Here is a 15,960-nt window from a genome sequence, read left to right as displayed (position 1 = left end):
ACGGTTCGGCCGCGGAGTCAGCTCCGCAGCCAGGCCGCGGTGTCCTGCGGCAGCCTCCCCTCGTCGTCCAGGGGGCCGCTGGTGAGCAGAACGCTTCTGTGGCCGGGCAGCTCCGTGGGGGGCCCGGCGAGGTTGACGACGCAGATCAGGCCGTCGGTGCGGGTGAAGGAGAGCACCCCGGGGCCGGAGGGCAGCCAGGTCAGCGCCCCCTCGGATCCGTCCCCCGGCTCCCCCGACGCCCCCGTGGTGAATCCCGGCTCCGTACGGCGCAGCCGCAGGGCCTCCCGGTAGAGGCTGAGCATCGAGTGCGGGTCGTCCGTCTGGAGGTCCGCGGCGTACTTCGCCCAGGACTCCGGCTGCGGAAGCCACGGTTCGGTGTCCCCCCCGAAGCCGGCGTACGGCGCGTCCGCCCGCCAGGGCAGCGGTACGCGGCAGCCGTCGCGGCCGGGATCGGTGCCGCCGGAGCGGAAGTGCATCGGGTCCTCGATGCGGTCGCGCGGGATGTCCGCCTCGGGCAGGCCCAACTCCTCGCCCTGATAGACGTAGACGGCGCCGGGCAGTGCCAGCGAGAGCAGCGCGGCGGCGCGCGCCCGTCTCGTACCCAGCTCCAGGTTCGTCGGGGTGCCGAAGGCCTTGGCCGCGAAGTCGAAGCCGGTGTCCTCGCGTCCGTAGCGGGTCACCGTGCGGGTGACGTCGTGGTTGGAGAGCACCCAGGTGGCGGGGGCACCGACCGGCGCGTGCTCGGCGAGTGTGTCGTCGACGGCTGTCCGCAGCAGGTCCGCGTCCCACGGGCACGACATGAAGCCGAGGTTGAAGGCGCTGTGCAGTTCGTCGGGGCGCAGATAGCGGGCGAAGCGCTCGGCGTCGGGAAGCCAGACCTCGCCGACGAAGATGCCCTCGTACTCGTCGGCGATGGCGCGCCACGAACGGTAGATGTCGTGGAGTTCGTCGCGGTCCACGAAGGGGTGGGGGTCGTTGCCGGGTGTGAAGTCGGGCAGGGCGGGGTCCTTGGCGGGCAGGACGGCCGAGTCGATCCGTACACCGGCCACGCCCCGGTCGAACCAGAAGCGCAGCACGTCCTCGTGTTCCCGGCGGACCGCCGGATGGGCCCAGTTGAGGTCGGGCTGACCGGTGGCGAACAGATGCAGATACCAGTCACCGTCGTCCAGCCGGGTCCAGGGGACGCCGCCGAACTCGGACACCCAGTTGTTCGGGGGCAGTTCACCGCTCTCCCCGCGCCCCTGGCGGAAGTGGAACAGCTCGCGCTCGGGGCTGCCGGGTCCGGCCGCCAGGGCCGCCTTGAACCAGACGTGCTGGTCGGAGACATGGTTGGGCACGATGTCGACGATCGTGCGGATCCCCAGCTCGCGGGCCTCGGCGATCAGCTTCTCCGCCTCGGCGAGGGTGCCGAAGGCCGGGTCGATGGTCCGGTAGTCGGCCACGTCGTAGCCGCCGTCGGCGAGCGGTGAGAGGTACCAGGGGGTGAACCAAAGTGCGTCCACGCCCAGTTCCACGAGATACGGCAGCCTGGACCGCACGCCGGCGAGATCTCCGGTGCCGTCGCCGTCGCCGTCGGCGAAGCTGCGTACATAGACCTGGTAGATGGCGGCGTCGCGCCACCATTCGACGGTGGCCTCGGCCGGCTGGATGGCTGCCACGTGACGGTCCTTTCGGGCAGGTGGGACTCCGCCGCCGGCCCCCGGACAACGGGGCGCTGGACGAGAGGGCGGGCGGCGGAGCGCTGGTGGGGAGTGGGTCGGACGGAGCGGAGAGGACGATCAGCCCTTGAGGCCGCCCGCGGTCAGACCGCTCATGATGTTGCGCTGGAAGAGCAGGAAGATGAGCAGCGTCGGGACGGACGCGATGGTGAGCGCGGCGATCAGGACGTTCTCCGGTACTCCGCTCGCGAGCGAGTAGATGCCCACGTTCAGGGTCTGTTTGCCCGGATCGGGCAGGGTGAGCATCGGCCAGAGGAAGTCCTTCCAGACCCCCACGACCGCGAAGATCGAGACGACTCCGAGGATCGGCCGGGAGATCGGCAGCACCACGGATCTCAGGGTGCGCATCGCCGAGGCCCCGTCGATGGCCGCGGCGTCCAGCAGTTCCCTCGGTATCGAGTCGAAGAATCTCTTGAGCAGGAAGATGTTGAAGGCGTTGGTCACGGACGGCAGCCAGATCACCCAGGGCGAGTTGAGGAGGTTGCGTTCGACGATGGGTACGTCGAGCACCGTCAGGTACTGGGGTACGACGAGGACGGTCGCCGGGATCATGAGCGTCATCAGCATCATGCCGAGGATGGCCTTGCCGAAGATCGGCCGGAGCTTGGAGAGGGAGTAGGCGGCGGCCACGTCGAAGATCAGCTGGAAGGCGAGCGCGCCGAACGCGTAGTAGAGGGTGTTGAAGAGCAGCTTGGCCAGGTCCATCACCTTCCACGCCTGCTCGTAGTTCTCCGGGTGCACGGAGGTGGGGAAGGCCGTCGGCGGGCTCTGCACGACTTCCTGGGTGGTCTTGAGACCGCCGGTGACCATCCAGTAGAGCGGTCCGAGGAAGACGAGGGTGAAGAGGAGGACCACCAGGGCGAAGACGATCCAGTAGACCGCTCTGCCACGGGATCTGCCCAGTTGGGCGGGTGAGATCAGGGTCCGCGGGCGGGCGACCTCGACGGCGGCGGCCCGCTTGCGCGGGGGTATGAGGGTGTTCGCTGTCATGCCTTCTCTCCCCTCCTAGTCTTCGTTGCCGCGGCTGAGTCGTACGTACACCGCGGAGAATCCCGCGAGGAGTACGAGCAGGACGAGTCCGAGCGCCGCCGCACTGCCGTAGTTGTTGAAGTTGAACGCGTACTGGTAGATGAGGTAGACGACCGTCGTCGTCGACCCCTCCGGTCCCGCCCCGTTGGTGAGCAGGAACGGTTCGGTGAACACCTGCATCGTCGCGATGATCTGCATGAGCAGCATCAGCGAGAGAATGAGCTTGGTCTGCGGGATGGTGACGTGCCAGATCTTGCGGAGGATTCCCGCGCCGTCGAGTTCGGCCGCCTCGTACAGCTCACCGGGAATCGACTGGAGCGCGGCGAGATAGATCAGGGTGGCGCCGCCCATGCTCATCCAGGTCGCCGCGATGACCACGGAGAGCATGGCCGTGTCGGTGTCCTGGAGCCACTGCTGGGCGGGTAGTCCGAAGGTCTCCAGGATGCGGTTGAACAGGCCGTATCCGGGGTCGTAGAAGTACTTGAACAGCAGCACGGAGGCGACCGGCGGGAGCATCACCGGGAGATAGACGAGCAGCCGCAGATATCCCTGGCCGTGCCGGAACTCGTTGAGTACGACGGCGACGAGGAACGGGACGACGAATCCCAGCAGCAGGGCGAGACCGGTGAAGAGCAGGGTGTTGCGCCACGCCTGCCAGAAGGCCGGGTCGTTGAAGATGTAGGTGAGGTTGGACCAGCCGGCCCAGGTGGTCTTCCCGTTCTCGTTCTTCTGGAAGGCCAGGATGAATTCCCTGACCATCGGATACCAGGAGAAGAAGGAGAAGCAGAGTACGGCTCCGATCAGGAACCCGTGCGCCGAGAGATTGCGGCGCACGGACCGTACGAACTCCTCGCGGGCGAAGTCCGTCCGGCGGGAGCCGGGGCGTCCGTGGCCCGGCGGGGCCGCCTTGCTCTTGGACAGGGTGGGGGCCGACATGGTCTCTCCTCGGTGCCGGTGCGCAGACTCGTTCACTCGCCGACTGGCGGGGACCGGGTCCGCGTGACCCGGTCCCGCCCGTCCGTTACTGAGTCGCCAGGACTTGGTTGACCTGCTTCTCGGCGGTCGACAGGAGCTTGTCGAGGTCCGCGTCCTTGTTGGTCAGCACGCCGGACATCGCGACGTCGAGGATCTTGTAGATCTCCTGCGCCTTCGGCGGCTCGGCCTTGCCCTTGACCGGGTTGTCCATGAAGGGCTTGAAGTTCTCGACGGGCATGGTGGCGTGCTCGCTGCGCAGCGCGTCGTCCTTGGCCTTGGAGTCACCGAGCCAGAAGTTCGGCTGCGGCAGTCCGACGGGGAGCTTGTCGGCCTTGCTGCGGTCCCACTGGAACTGGCCCTTGCCGGGGGTGAGGAACTTGAAGTTCTGCCAGGCGACGGCGGCCTTGATCTTGTCGGGCGAACTGCCCTTCTTGATCATGTAGTTGTTTCCGCCGAAGAGGGTCGCCTCGGCGCCGGGGATCGGGCCCATGCCGAAGTTCTCGTACTTGGCGCCGAGCTGCTGGACCATGTACGTGATGTCGTCGGGCGCGGCGAGGAACATGCCCAGCTTGTCGGTGGCTATCTGCTTCTGCAGGTCGCCCCACTTGAGCAGCTGGGTCTTGCCCATGCTGTCGTCCTCCCACCGCATGGTGTGGAGGTTCTGCAGGACCTGCTTGCCCAGGTCGGTGTTGAACGCGGCCTTCTTGCCGGTGGAGTCGACGACCTCGCCGCCGAGACCGTAGATCGACGCGGTGAAGTGCCAGCCGCCGTTGTTGCCGGCGCTGTACTCACCGAAGCCGGAGACGCCGCCGCCGATGCCGGCGATCTTCTTCGAGGCCGTACGGACCTCTTCCCACGTGGTGGGGGGCGAGTTGGGGTCCAGTCCCGCCTCCTCGAAGAGCTTGCGGTTGATCAGCAGACCCATGGTGTAGTTGCTGGTCGGCAGGCCGTAGAGCTTGCCGTCCTGCTTCAGCACGTCCAGGACGTTGGGGTCGATGTCCTTCAGCGCGGGCACGGACTCGTCGTTGACGTACGCCGAGATGTCCTCGGCCCCGTCGTTGTCCAGCACCTGCTGGAGGTCGGTGAAGTACGTGTAGTACACGTCGGGCTGGGACTTCGCCTTGAGCATCGCGGTGAAGCGCGGCGGCTCCAGGCACTGGCCGGGCGTGGACTTCCCGTTGATCTTGACGTTCGGGTACGTCTTGTTGAACTCCTTGACGTCCTCGTTCCACTCCTTCAGCTCCGCGGCCTTCGCGGCCGGCGGCATACAGTCGATCGAGAGTGTCACCTTGGCCTTCGGGTCCAACGGCGCTGACGGGTCGGACGACCCGCCGCCGGAGTCGCCGTCGTCGTCGCTACTGCTGCTGCTCGTGCCGCAGGCGGCGAGAGTCAGGGCGAGCACGGTGACAATGGCGGCCGCGGCGGTGCGGTCGGTACGGCGAATACGGCGGAACCCAGCACTTCTCATCGGTGGTCCCCTTCGGGCATGAGCGTGGAAGGCCCACGGCTGAAACTCTGCCGGGGCGCGGCACACTCAACCACCGCCGACAGGGGACCGCAATATCTCGCGCTGTTTTCGTAAAAGTTTGACAGTCCTCCGCATCGGCCACGGGCCGCCCCGGGAGCCGGAGTTGGACAGGGCGGGATTTGTCAGACAGGACCCCCGGGAGCGCCACAGGGCCCCCGAGGGGGCCCTGGAAGGGGCTTGCGTGAGCAGGTCGGGCGGCCTACCGCGGCGACTGCGCCGTGGAGCCGCGTACGACCAGCTCCGGCTCGAACAGCAGCTCACCCGGCGGCACGGCGCCGCCCTGGATCTGCGCGCACAGCAGCTCCACCGCCGCCCGGCCCATGGCCTCGATCGGCTGGCGGACGGTGGTCAGCGGGGGCTCGGTGCAGTTCATGAAGGCGGAGTCGTCGTACCCGACGACGGAGACCTCGCCGGGGACGTCCAGACCGCGCCGGCGGGCCGCCCGTACGGCGCCCAGCGCCAGCGGGTCGCTCGCGCAGATGATGCCGGTGACACCGCGGTCCAGCAGCCGCGCGGCGGCGGCCTGGCCGCCCTCCAGGGAGAACATCGACCGCTCGATGTACTCGTCGGGCAGGGACTCCCCCGCCGCCTTCACGATCGCCAGGGCGGCGGCCAGCTTGCGCCGTGACGGTACGTGGTCGGCCGGGCCGAGGACGAGGCCGATGCGCTCGTGGCCGAGCGACGCCAGATGCCGCCACGCCTGCTCGACGGCGACGGCGTCGTCGCAGGAGATGGTGGGGAAGTCGAGGTTCTCTATGGGCGCGTTGATGAGCACGACCGGGATCCGGCGCTCGTGGAGCTGGCGGTAGTGCTCGTGGGGCGCGTCGGCCTGGGCGAAGAGCCCGCCGGCGAAGACGACTCCGGACACCTGCTGCTGGAGCAGCAGTTCGACGTAGTCCGCCTCGGAGACGCCGCCCTTGGTCTGTGTGCACAGGACGGGGGTCAGCCCCTGCTGCGCCAGCGCGCCGCCGATCACCTCGGCGAAGGCGGGGAAGATCGGGTTCTGGAGTTCGGGCAGGACGAGGCCGACCAGCCTGGCGCGCTCACCGCGCAGCTGTGTCGGCCGCTCGTACCCGAGCACGTCCAGTGCCGTCAGCACGGACTGCCGGGTGGCCTGGGAAACTCCCGGCTTGCCGTTGAGCACCCGGCTGACCGTGGCCTCGCTGACCCCAACCTTCTTAGCCACCTGAGCAAGTCGTCGCGTCATACACGCAAGACTAGCGCAAATAATGCAAGCTACTTGCTTCCGAGCGTAAAGAGCCTGCACAGCCATGGTGCCGCCCGAGAGGTCCCGGTCGGCACCACAGCGGCGCGCCCTGCCGCTACGGGTTGATATGGATCTTGAAGTTGGGCGTGGTGTTCTTCACGTCCAATGCGTTGCCGCTCATCCTGAGACCGTTGAAGGTGACCTCAGCGACCGCGGGACCCTGCCCCGCCTCCGGCAGCTCGTTCGCCCACAGCCCGAAGCCCGACTTGGCATCGTAGGCGTCACCGCTCTTCTTCGCACCGGTGATCGAGATGTCGCTGAGGATGGTGTCCTTGATCGGGAACTGTGGCTGTCCTCCTACGTAGTTGGTCTGGAACATGACCCCGCTGTACGTCGGGTCGACGATGTCCACGTTGTTGATGCGGATGCCCTGGAACACCTTGGACGCGGAGAACAGCCAGATACCGGGGAACGTCTGCGCGCCCCAGAAGTGGCCGCCGGCTCTCACGATCGACACGTTCTCGATCGTCGTGGGCTCGGTCCCGAAGCCGTTCATCGGGTAGCCGAAGTCCAGCGAGCTGACCGTGATGCCCGAGTACACGAGCGTGTCCGCGATATGGATGTTGCGGAAGGTGTTGTTGAAGCCTCCGTAGACGGCCACACCCGCCGCGCGCCAGGTCAGGATCGACGTCAGGTTCTCGTAGACGTTGTCCTTCATGTCCGCGCCGCCGGCGTCGATCGCCGAGAACAGCGCGAAGCTGTCGTCTCCCGTGGCCCGCGCCTCGTTGTTGGTCACGAGGTTGCCGGTGCTGCCGTTGGTCATGTTGATGCCGTCGGCGAACATGTTGCGGATACGGGAGTTCTTGATGGTCATGTCGTCGGTGTTCGCGCCCCAGTAGAGGCACACCATGTGCTCGTTCCAGATGTTGTCGATCTCGATGTCGCGCACGTTGGAGAAGTCGAACACCTTGCCCGGACCGTCGATGCGCGAGGTGTAGTTGCCGAAGTACGCGAAGTTCTTGAACGACGAACCCGCGGCTGCGGCCTCGGCCCGGAAGCCGATGTCGGTGTTGTCCTGCGTCGACGGGGCGTGGAACTTGGTGTACCAGGGACCGGCCCCGATCACCTGCACGGGCTTGCCGTACACCTGGAACTTGCTGGCCGTCTGGTAGTCACCGGCGGGCAGGTAGACGCCCTTCAGGGTGCCGGTGCTGTCCATCCGGACCCGGTCAAGGGCGTTCTGCACGTCCTGGTGGGTGAACCCGGCCGGGACCGTGTAGGTGGCGGGGTCCGGGTTGGCGGTCGGCGCGACCTGCTCCAGGTTGATGAAGTCGATCGCGTAGGTGGTGTTGTTGGCCGCGTCCTTCTGGAGCTTGATCTTGCTGCCGGCCGGGACGGTCTTGCCCAGCATCACGTTCGCCTCGTCGTAGATGTGACGGGGCGCGCCCTGGCCCGGGGAGTTGCCCGGTCCCGCCTCGGCGCCGTACAGCCAGGCGTACTTCGACGTGAGGTCGATCGCCTTGAGGAAGACGCCGTCCACGTAGACGTTGAGCGTGGAGTTGATGCCCCCGCCGCCCGCCGAGTCGGGGATGGAGAAGCGGGTCACCAGGGTGTTGGTGCTGGCCCGGGTGGTGAACTCGACGTACTCGCCGGTGGCGTCGAGGTTGACGGCCCTGCGGCCCGACGCCTCGCCCGCGATGTCGCCGACGGTCCTGTTGGGACCGACCTTCGTGGCGCCGCCGCCGGTGGTGCCGTCCTCGGCCTCGTACCTGTCGAACGGCATGTTGGCGCCGCGGCCGACGAACAGCGACTGCGTGCTGGTGTTGTTCTCGCGCTTGACCGGCACCTCGTTGGCGTCGTCGGCGAGCACCACCTTCACCGTGTACGAGCCGTTGGCCGCGGTCCAGGTGCCGAGCGGGACGGGGGCGGTGGTGGCGCCCGCCGCGACGACCCCGGTGTGCGCGCCGGTGAGGGTCCTCACCGTGGCGCCCTCGGAGTTGAGCACGGTCAGGGTGACGCCGTGGCTGCCGCCCGCGGAGGCGACGGTGCCCTGGTTCTTGACCGTGGCGGAGAAGTTGACCGTGTCTCCGGCCGCCGGGGCGGACGGAGAGGTGCCGACCGTCGCGACCAGGTCGGAGCTGGCGACCGGCTTCACCACCAGCGGGGCCGAGGCGGTGTAGGTGTTGTTGGTCTCGTTCTGCTCGATCACCGCCTCCGCCACGTCGGCGACCGCGCTGAGTTCGTACGAGCCCGCGTCGCGCGGTCCGATCGCGGCGCTGACATTGGCCGACGCGCCGGGGGCGAGGGTGCCCACCGCCGCCGTGCCGACCTTGGAGTCACCGAGGCGGAACTCCAGCGAGCTCGCCGCCGCGGCGACCGTGCCGTTGTTGCGTACCGTCGCCGTCAGGGTGATCGGGTTCGACTCGACCGGCTCGGCGGGGTTGGCGGTCAGGGCCGTGACCTGGAGGTCGGGGTCGGGCGCCGGCTCGCCGAGCACCTGGAACTCGGCCACCTGGCCCGCGCCGGAACCGGTGTTGGAGGTGAACCTGAGCTGGACGTCGGCGACGTTCCCGGAGACCGGGATGGTCACCTGGTTCCCGGAGGCCGGGCTGAACGCGTAGTCCTTCGCGGCGGCCAGGCTGGTGAAGGCCGTGGCGTTCTGCTCGCGGCCCAGCACCTGGATGTTCTGGGTACGCGGTCCCCAGCCGCTGTCCGGGTTGAGCTTGACGACGACGCTCTCGGCGAAGGCGTTGGCGCCCAGCTTCACGGTCAGCGTGTTGGGGTAACTGCCGCCGGCGCCTTCCCAGTAGGTCGACGTCGAGTTGTCGTTGGCGTTGGCCGCCACGAACGTGTGGACCACGGAGGAGGCGCTGATCGGCTTGCCGACGGCCAGGTTGGAGACCGAGCCGCTGCTGCCGGTGCGTGTCACCGTGTTGCTGTTGCCCGACCGGTTGCCCGCCGCGTCCCTGGCCCGTACGAAGTACGCGACCATGGTGCCGGCCGGCTGGGTGTCGGTGAAGGTCAGGACGTTGCCCGCGACGGTGTCGCGCAGCACGTTGTTGGCGTAGATCTCGTAGCCGGTGACCGCCGTGTTGTCGCTGGACGCCTGCCAGGTGAGCTTGACCTGGGTGGACGAGGGCGACGTGTGGGCGAGGCCGGTGGGCGCGGTCGGCGCCTGGGTGTCGCCGCCGGCCGGCTTACGGGTGACGGTGTTGCTGTTGCCCGACACATTGCCCGCGGCGTCCTTGGCCCGTACGTGGTACGAGACCTCGGTGTTGCCGGGCTGGGTGTCGGTGAAGGTGGTGACGTTCCCGGCGACGCTGGTGCGCAGCACGTTGTCGGCGTAGACGTCGTAGCCGGTGACCGCCGTGTTGTCGGTCGACGCCTTCCAGGTCAGCTTGATCTGACCGGAGGCGGGCTCGGTGCACGCCAGCTCCGTGGGGGCCGTCGGGGCCTGGGTGTCCCCCGTCTCGGGGCCGTAGATCTCCAGCTCGGAGAACTGGGCGCCGGGCTGGGCGGAGTTGGCGGTGACCAGGACCCGTACGTAGCGCGTGGTGGTGGCGTCGAAGGGGATCGTCACGGTGTTACCGGACCCGGGCGCGAACTGGTAGGCCTTGGACGCCGTCAGGTCGGTGAAGGCCGAGCCGTTGGTGCTGCCCTGGAGCTTGAGCGTCTGGCTCCTGGCCTCCCAGCCGTCGGGGAGTTTCAGTACGACGCTGCTGACGCCCACGGACAAGCCGAGGTCGGCCTGGAGCCACTGCGGGAAGGCGCCGTTACGGCTCTCCCAGTAGCTGGCCTTGTTGCCGTCGTTGGCGTTGGCCGCCGCGTACACCTCGGTGTGGCTGCTCTCGGTGAGCGTCCGGCCCGCGGCGAGGTTGACCGACGCCGCGGCGGCCCTGTGGACCTGGAGCTCGGCGAGCTGGCCCGCGGAGGCGACGGAGTTCTTCGTGATGTTCACGCGGCGGACGTACCGCGTCCGGGTGGCGGGGAACGAGACGGTGACCTCGTTGGCCTTGCCCGGATTGAAGGTGTACGAGGCGGAGGTCTTCAGGGTCGAGAAGCTGGTGCCGTCGGCGCTGCCCTGGACGGCGAGGGTCTGCCGTCTGGTCTCCCAGTGCGCGGGGAGCTTCAGCGTCACCTGGTCGATCCGGGCGGCGGAGCCCAGATCGGTCTGGACCCACTGGGGGAGGCTCTTGCCCGAGCCCTGCCAGTACGTCGACTGATTGCCGTCGGCGACCATTCGGGCTCAGTGGTCGTTCGACGCGCTGCTCGCCGCCGCGGTGGCGCCCGCGGCGATGTTGGGTCCGTCGGCCGCCGAAGCGGTGAGCGACGGCACGCCGACCATCAGGAGACTGGTGGTGAGGGCGGCGGAGATCGCCCGCCATCTCCATCGGTGAGATCTCATGTGTCCCCGATCTTCGGCCTCGGCGCGGGGGCGCGGCGAGGCGCGGCTCTGACTGCATGGCTGGTGCCACCTGGCTGGTGTGACTAGCGTTTCTGCACTGCGGAGCAAAATCTTTTGCGTTGTGCGGTCAGAGAGTTGCAGAGAAATGCGAGAGAGTTCACCAGTGCGACAGGACCAACCCGGCCGTTCTCTGGCTCGAAGACACTCAAGCCGGACCCACCAGCTCCTATCTGTCAGCTTTCCAGCGAACTTTCAGCACACCGCAAGCGAGCCGCAAACTACGTAAATCATTTGCGTAAATCTGAAAATTTCAGAAAGGCACCGGCGCCGTCTACCGTTCCTAGACATGAACGCCGGACCGACGACCCCACCGCGACGACGGCGATTCGGCTGGCCACGGCGCGTCTTCTCCCAGGTGCTGCTGATGCAGCTGGCCATCGCCGCGGGCACCGCCGTGCTCGCCACGGGGATGTTCCTCCGGCCGCTGAGCGACCAGCTCGACGACCAGGCCATGCGCAGGGCACTGGCGATCGCCGAGACGACGGCGTCCGAACCGGTGGCGGACGCGCTGTTGGCGTCGCGGCCCTCGGTGGACGGACCGGTGCAGGAGGAGGCCGAACGCATCAGAGAGGCCACCGGCGCCGAGTACGTCGTGATCATGGACAGACGCGGGGTCCGCTGGTCACACACCGACACCGGCCAGATCGGCAGGATCGTCTCCACCGATCCCAGCGAGGCGATAGCCGGCCACGACGTCATGGAGATCGACAGCGGCACCCTCGGCCGCTCGGCGCGCGGCAAGGTCCCGCTGCGCGACGAATCGGGGAGGATCGTCGGCGCCGTGTCGGTGGGCATCGCGTACGACAGCGTCCGCGAACGTCTGCTCGCCACGATCCCCGGCCTGCTCGCGTACGCGGGCGGCGCCCTGGCCGTCGGCGCGCTGGCCGCTTTCCTGATCTCCAGGCGCCTTCAGCGCCAGACCCATGACCTGGCCTTCTCCGACATCTCGGCGCTGCTCGCGGAGCGCGAGGCCATGCTGCACAGCCTGCGCGAGGGAGTGATCGCACTCGACGGGACGGGGCGGATCCGGCTGATGAACGACGAGGCGCAGCGGCTGCTCGGCCTCGGGCCCGAGGCCACGGGACAACCGCTCGACGTGGTCCTCGGACCGGGCCGTACCACCGACGTACTGGCCGGCCGGGTGGCCGGCGACGACCTGCTGACCGTGAGCGGCGCCCGGGTGCTCATCGCCAACCGGATGCCGACCGACGACGGCGGCGCGGTCGCCACACTCCGTGACCGTACGGAACTGGAACAGCTCGGCCGGGAGCTGGACGCCACCCGCGGTCTCATCGACGCCCTGCGCGCCCAGGACCACGAGCACGCCAACCGGATGCACACGGTGATGGGCCTGCTGGAGCTGGAGATGCACGACGAGGCGGTGGAGTTCGTGACCGAGGTCGTCGGCGTGCACCGGGCCACCGCCGAGCAGGTCACCGAGCGGATCCACGACCCGCTGCCGGCCGCGCTGCTGGTGGGCAAGGCCACCGTCGCCGCCGAGCGGGGCGTCTCGCTGCGCATCTCGCCGGCCACCCTGCTGCCCGACCGGCTCGTCGACCCGCAGGGGCTCGTCACGGTCCTGGGCAATCTCGTGGACAACGCGCTGGACGCGGCGGCCGGCTCCGAGGACCCGCGCATCGAGGTGGAGGTACGGGCCGAGGGCCGTACGGTCGTCCTGCGGATCTCCGACAGCGGCCCCGGCGTCCCGCGGGAACAGCGCGAACTGGTCTTCACCGAGGGCTGGACCACGAAGGAACTGCCCACCCACGGCCGGCGCGGACTGGGCCTCGCCATGGTGCGCAGGCTCGCCGAGCGCCAGGGCGGCAGCGCTCGCGTCACCGAATCCGCCGACGGGGGCGCGGAGTTCACCGTCGTCCTGCCCGAGGCACTCGCCGATACGGAGCGCGTGACACGGGACGCCGCGCCACCGGACCACGTCGTCCGCGAGCCGGCAGAGCCCGTCACCACAGGGGAGACACGATGATCGACGTACTGGTCGTGGACGACGACATCCGGGTCGCCGACATCAACACCGCCTATGTGGCGAAGGTGGCCGGATTCCGGGTCGTCGCCAAGGCGCACTCGGGGACGGAGGCACTCACCCGGCTCACCGAGCGGCCCGTCGACCTGATCCTCCTCGACCACTATCTGCCCGACCGCGACGGGCTCTCGGTGGTACGGGAACTGCGCGGGCTCGGCCACCGGACCGACGTGATCATGGTGACCGCCGCGCGCGACGTCGCCACCGTCCAGTCGGCGATGCGCCACGGGGCGCTCCAGTACCTGGTCAAGCCGTTCAACTTCGCCGGGCTGCGGACCAAGCTGGAGGCGTACGCGACGCTGCGCCGCACACTGGAGAGCGGCGGCGAGGCCGAACAGGCCGATGTGGACCGGATGTTCGGCGCGCTTTCGGCGTCCGCCACGCCCGAACTGCCCAAGGGGCACTCGCCGAGCACCGCCGAGGTGGTGCGCCAGGTGCTGCTCGGCGCCGAAGGGCCGCTGTCCGCCCACGAGATCGCCGAGAGCGCCGGGATGAGCCGGCAGACGGCGCAGCGTTATCTCAAACTGCTGGAGCGGGCGGGGCGGGTCCGGCTCAGTCTCCGGTACGGCGAGACGGGCCGCCCGGAGCACCGCTACGCCTGGGCGACGAGCGGCTGAACCGGGGCACGCGGGACCGCGCCCGCTCAGACGGCGCCCGCGCCGGTGAGTGAACGCACCTCGGACTCCGCGTGCTTGGTCTCGTCCGCGTGTTCGCGGAAGAGGACCGTGCCGATCCAGCCCGCCAGGAAGCCGAGCGGGATCGAGACCAGGCCCGGGTTCTGGAGCGGGAAGACATGGAAGTCGACGCCCGGGAAGATCGCCTCCGGGCTCCCCGACACCACGGGGGAGAACGCCACCAGCAGCACCGCCGGTACCAGTCCGCCGTAGACCGACCAGACCGCTCCGCGCGTGGTGAAGTTCCGCCAGAAGAGCGAGTAGAGCAGCACCGGCAGATTGGCGGAGGCGGCGACGGCGAACGCGAGACCCACCAGGAAGGCGACGTTGAGGTCGCGGGCGAGCAGCCCGAGCGCGATGGCCACGGCGCCGATACCGGCCGCCGCGATCCGGGCGACGGCGACCTCGCCGCGCGGCTCGGCGCGGGAGTCGGCGCGGGAGTCGGCGCGGAGTCCAAAGCGGGCATCGGCTGAGGATCCGGTTCTCGGCTTCTCGGGCTTCTCGGGCTTCTTGAGGGAGGCGTAGAGATCGTGCGCGACGGAGGCCGACGAGGCGAGGGTGATGCCGGCGACGACGGCGAGGATCGTCGCGAAGGCGATGGCGGCGACCACGGCGAAGAGAACCGTTCCGCCGGTGGACCCCGCGCCGCCGCCCAGGTCCAGGGCGAGCAGCGGCAGCGCCGTGTTCCCCGCCGCGCTCGACGCGCGCACCTCGGCGGTGCCGACCACGGCGGCGGCGCCGAAGCCGAGCACGATCGTCATCAGGTAGAAGCTCCCGATGAGCCCGATGGACCAGACGACCGACCTGCGGGCGGCGCGGGCGGTCGGCACGGTGTAGAAGCGGGACAGGATGTGCGGCAGTCCGGCCGTGCCGAGCACCAGGGCCAGCCCCAGGCTGATGAAGTCGAACCGCGCGGTCCAGCCCCCGCCGTAGGCGAGGCCCGGTGACAGGAACTCCTTGCCGTGGCCGCTGCGTTCGGCGGCGGTGTTGAGCAGCGCGTTGAAGTCGCCGTGGAAACGGACCAGTACGAGCACGGTCAGCGCGACCGTGCCCGCCATCAGCAGCACGGCCTTGACGATCTGGATCCAGGTGGTGGCCCGCATCCCGCCGAGCGTCACGTAGACGACCATCAGCGCGCCCACGCCGATCACCGTCCAGGCGCGCGCGGCCTCGCTCGTTCCCCCGAGCAGCAGCGCGACCAGACTGCCCGCCCCGACCATCTGCGCCACCAGATAGAGAATGGAGACGGCGACGGAGGAAGTGCCCGCCGCGATCCTGACGGGGCGCTCGCGCATCCGGGTGGCGACGACGTCGGCCATGGTGAACCGGCCGCAGTTACGGACGAGTTCGGCCACCAGCAGCAGCACGACCAGCCAGGCGACGAGGAAGCCGACGGAGTAGAGCATGCCGTCGTAGCCGAAGAGGGCGATGAGGCCGGAGATACCGAGGAAGGAGGCGGCCGACATGTAGTCGCCGGCGATGGCGAAACCGTTCTCCATGGGTGAGAAGAGGCGTCCGCCGGTGTAGAACTCCTCCGCCGAGCCCTGCCGGTGGCGGCTCACCCAGGTGGTGATGCCGAGGGTGACCGCGACGAAAACGCTGAACAGCAGCAGCGCCAGGCTCTGGTGATCGCCGCTCATCGCCGCCGCTCCCCTGCCCGCGCCGTACCGGGCTCGCCCGGCGTCCCGGACTGCCGCGCCGTACCGAGCTCCCGCGACCTCGTCAGGTCGAAGACGCTCCAGCGCAGATCGAGCGCGTCCCGGTCCAGGTGCAGCCGGGCGTGGCGCGAGTACGCCCAGGTCAGCAGGAACGTGCTGAGGAACTGTCCGAGCCCCGCGACCATCGCCACGTTCACGGCCCCCGCCACCGGGCGCGCCATCAGATCCGGCGCCGTGGTCGCGGCGACGACGTACGCCAGGTACCAGACCAGGAAGGCGGCGGTGGCAGGGAAGACGAACCGGCGGTAGCGGGCGCGTACCTCCTGGAACGCCGCGCTCCGCTGGACCTCCAGATAGATGTCGGCGGCGCCGAGCCCGTGCTCCGCCGCCTCGCCGGGCTCACCTGCTCCGCCGCCGGCATGAACCGTGGCTGTCGCTGTGGCTGTGGCGGGCGTGGTCGCGGGCGCGACAGGCGTCGTCGGCGCCCCCGTACCGTCCAGTTCGCCCCAGCCGGAGGCCAGCGCGTCGTACCAGGGGTCGTCGGTCCGCACGGTCGCGGCGCCGCGCCCTTCCTGCTTCTCCACCGGTCAACTCTCCTTGTCAGCCGACCCTTTCGGCCGCGCCCCAAGGATGGGCGGAATGGGAAGATCCCGGACTCTTCTCCC

The 15,960-nt window shown here is 69.1% G+C and carries 9 protein-coding genes and 1 pseudogene; 2 read left to right on the top strand and 8 right to left on the bottom strand.

Annotated elements, in window-relative coordinates; translation table 11 throughout:
• Positions 1-17: 17 nt before the first annotated feature.
• The 6 genes and pseudogenes from SSPS47_RS26030 to SSPS47_RS26005 all read right to left on the bottom strand — a co-directional run bounded on the left by SSPS47_RS26030 (position 18) and on the right by SSPS47_RS26005 (position 10,862).
• Positions 18-1,658 carry a glycoside hydrolase family 13 protein gene (locus SSPS47_RS26030; protein WP_164253084.1) on the bottom strand — a complete coding sequence of 547 codons (1,641 nt, stop codon included), beginning with the start codon at positions 1,656-1,658 and terminating at the stop codon, positions 18-20.
• Positions 1,659-1,778: 120 nt separating this feature from the next.
• Entirely contained in the window at positions 1,779-2,708 is a 930-nt protein-coding gene (locus SSPS47_RS26025) for a carbohydrate ABC transporter permease (RefSeq protein ID WP_164253083.1), read from the bottom strand.
• Between the two features lie 15 nt (positions 2,709-2,723).
• Positions 2,724-3,683, bottom strand: coding sequence for a sugar ABC transporter permease (locus tag SSPS47_RS26020; protein ID WP_164253082.1), 960 nt, complete (start codon positions 3,681-3,683; stop codon positions 2,724-2,726).
• A gap of 85 nt (positions 3,684-3,768) precedes the next feature.
• The gene (locus SSPS47_RS26015; RefSeq protein ID WP_164253081.1) at positions 3,769-5,190 is read right to left on the bottom strand and encodes an extracellular solute-binding protein; all 1,422 of its coding nucleotides are present in this window, start codon (positions 5,188-5,190) and stop codon (positions 3,769-3,771) included.
• Between the two features lie 259 nt (positions 5,191-5,449).
• Positions 5,450-6,457: a LacI family DNA-binding transcriptional regulator gene (locus SSPS47_RS26010; protein ID WP_147878146.1), complete on the bottom strand. Its 1,008-nt coding sequence runs from the start codon at positions 6,455-6,457 to the stop codon at positions 5,450-5,452.
• A 115-nt stretch (positions 6,458-6,572) separates the two neighbouring features.
• A pseudogene (locus tag SSPS47_RS26005) lies at positions 6,573-10,862 on the bottom strand (discoidin domain-containing protein).
• A gap of 346 nt (positions 10,863-11,208) precedes the next feature.
• Between SSPS47_RS26005 and SSPS47_RS26000 the strand changes: the two are divergent.
• Positions 11,209-12,906 carry a sensor histidine kinase gene (locus SSPS47_RS26000; RefSeq protein WP_164253080.1) on the top strand — a complete coding sequence of 566 codons (1,698 nt, stop codon included), beginning with the start codon at positions 11,209-11,211 and terminating at the stop codon, positions 12,904-12,906.
• Complete coding sequence (locus SSPS47_RS25995; RefSeq protein WP_147878149.1) at positions 12,903-13,580, top strand: response regulator; 678 nt, start codon at positions 12,903-12,905, stop codon at positions 13,578-13,580. Before SSPS47_RS26000 ends, SSPS47_RS25995 begins: the two co-directional genes overlap by 4 nt.
• A gap of 26 nt (positions 13,581-13,606) precedes the next feature.
• Here SSPS47_RS25995 and SSPS47_RS25990 read toward each other — a convergent pair whose 3' ends face one another.
• Positions 13,607-15,277 carry a cation acetate symporter gene (locus SSPS47_RS25990; protein WP_164253079.1) on the bottom strand — a complete coding sequence of 557 codons (1,671 nt, stop codon included), beginning with the start codon at positions 15,275-15,277 and terminating at the stop codon, positions 13,607-13,609.
• Positions 15,274-15,879 (bottom strand): DUF485 domain-containing protein, encoded by a 606-nt coding sequence (locus SSPS47_RS25985; protein WP_164253078.1) that lies wholly within the window; start codon positions 15,877-15,879, stop codon positions 15,274-15,276. Before SSPS47_RS25985 ends, SSPS47_RS25990 begins: the two co-directional genes overlap by 4 nt.
• Between the last annotated feature and the right edge of the window lie 81 nt (positions 15,880-15,960).

It is taken from the genome of Streptomyces sp. S4.7 (assembly GCF_010384365.1).
Lineage (GTDB): Bacteria > Actinomycetota > Actinomycetes > Streptomycetales > Streptomycetaceae > Streptomyces.
The sequence above is the reverse complement of the archived record's forward strand: the minus strand, read 5'-3'. Positions and strand labels throughout refer to the sequence as shown.

What these genes read in the sequence shown, in the direction of transcription:
- SSPS47_RS26025 (WP_164253083.1), bottom strand. Translation starts at nt 2,708, where the DNA reads ATGACAGCGAACACCCTCATACCCCCGCGCAAGCGGGCCGCCGCCGTC.
- SSPS47_RS26020 (WP_164253082.1), bottom strand. Translation starts at nt 3,683, where the DNA reads ATGTCGGCCCCCACCCTGTCCAAGAGCAAGGCGGCCCCGCCGGGCCAC.
- SSPS47_RS26015 (WP_164253081.1), bottom strand. Translation starts at nt 5,190, where the DNA reads ATGAGAAGTGCTGGGTTCCGCCGTATTCGCCGTACCGACCGCACCGCC.
- SSPS47_RS26010 (WP_147878146.1), bottom strand. Translation starts at nt 6,457, where the DNA reads ATGACGCGACGACTTGCTCAGGTGGCTAAGAAGGTTGGGGTCAGCGAG.
- SSPS47_RS26000 (WP_164253080.1), top strand. Translation starts at nt 11,209, where the DNA reads ATGAACGCCGGACCGACGACCCCACCGCGACGACGGCGATTCGGCTGG.
- SSPS47_RS25995 (WP_147878149.1), top strand. Translation starts at nt 12,903, where the DNA reads ATGATCGACGTACTGGTCGTGGACGACGACATCCGGGTCGCCGACATC.
- SSPS47_RS25990 (WP_164253079.1), bottom strand. Translation starts at nt 15,277, where the DNA reads ATGAGCGGCGATCACCAGAGCCTGGCGCTGCTGCTGTTCAGCGTTTTC.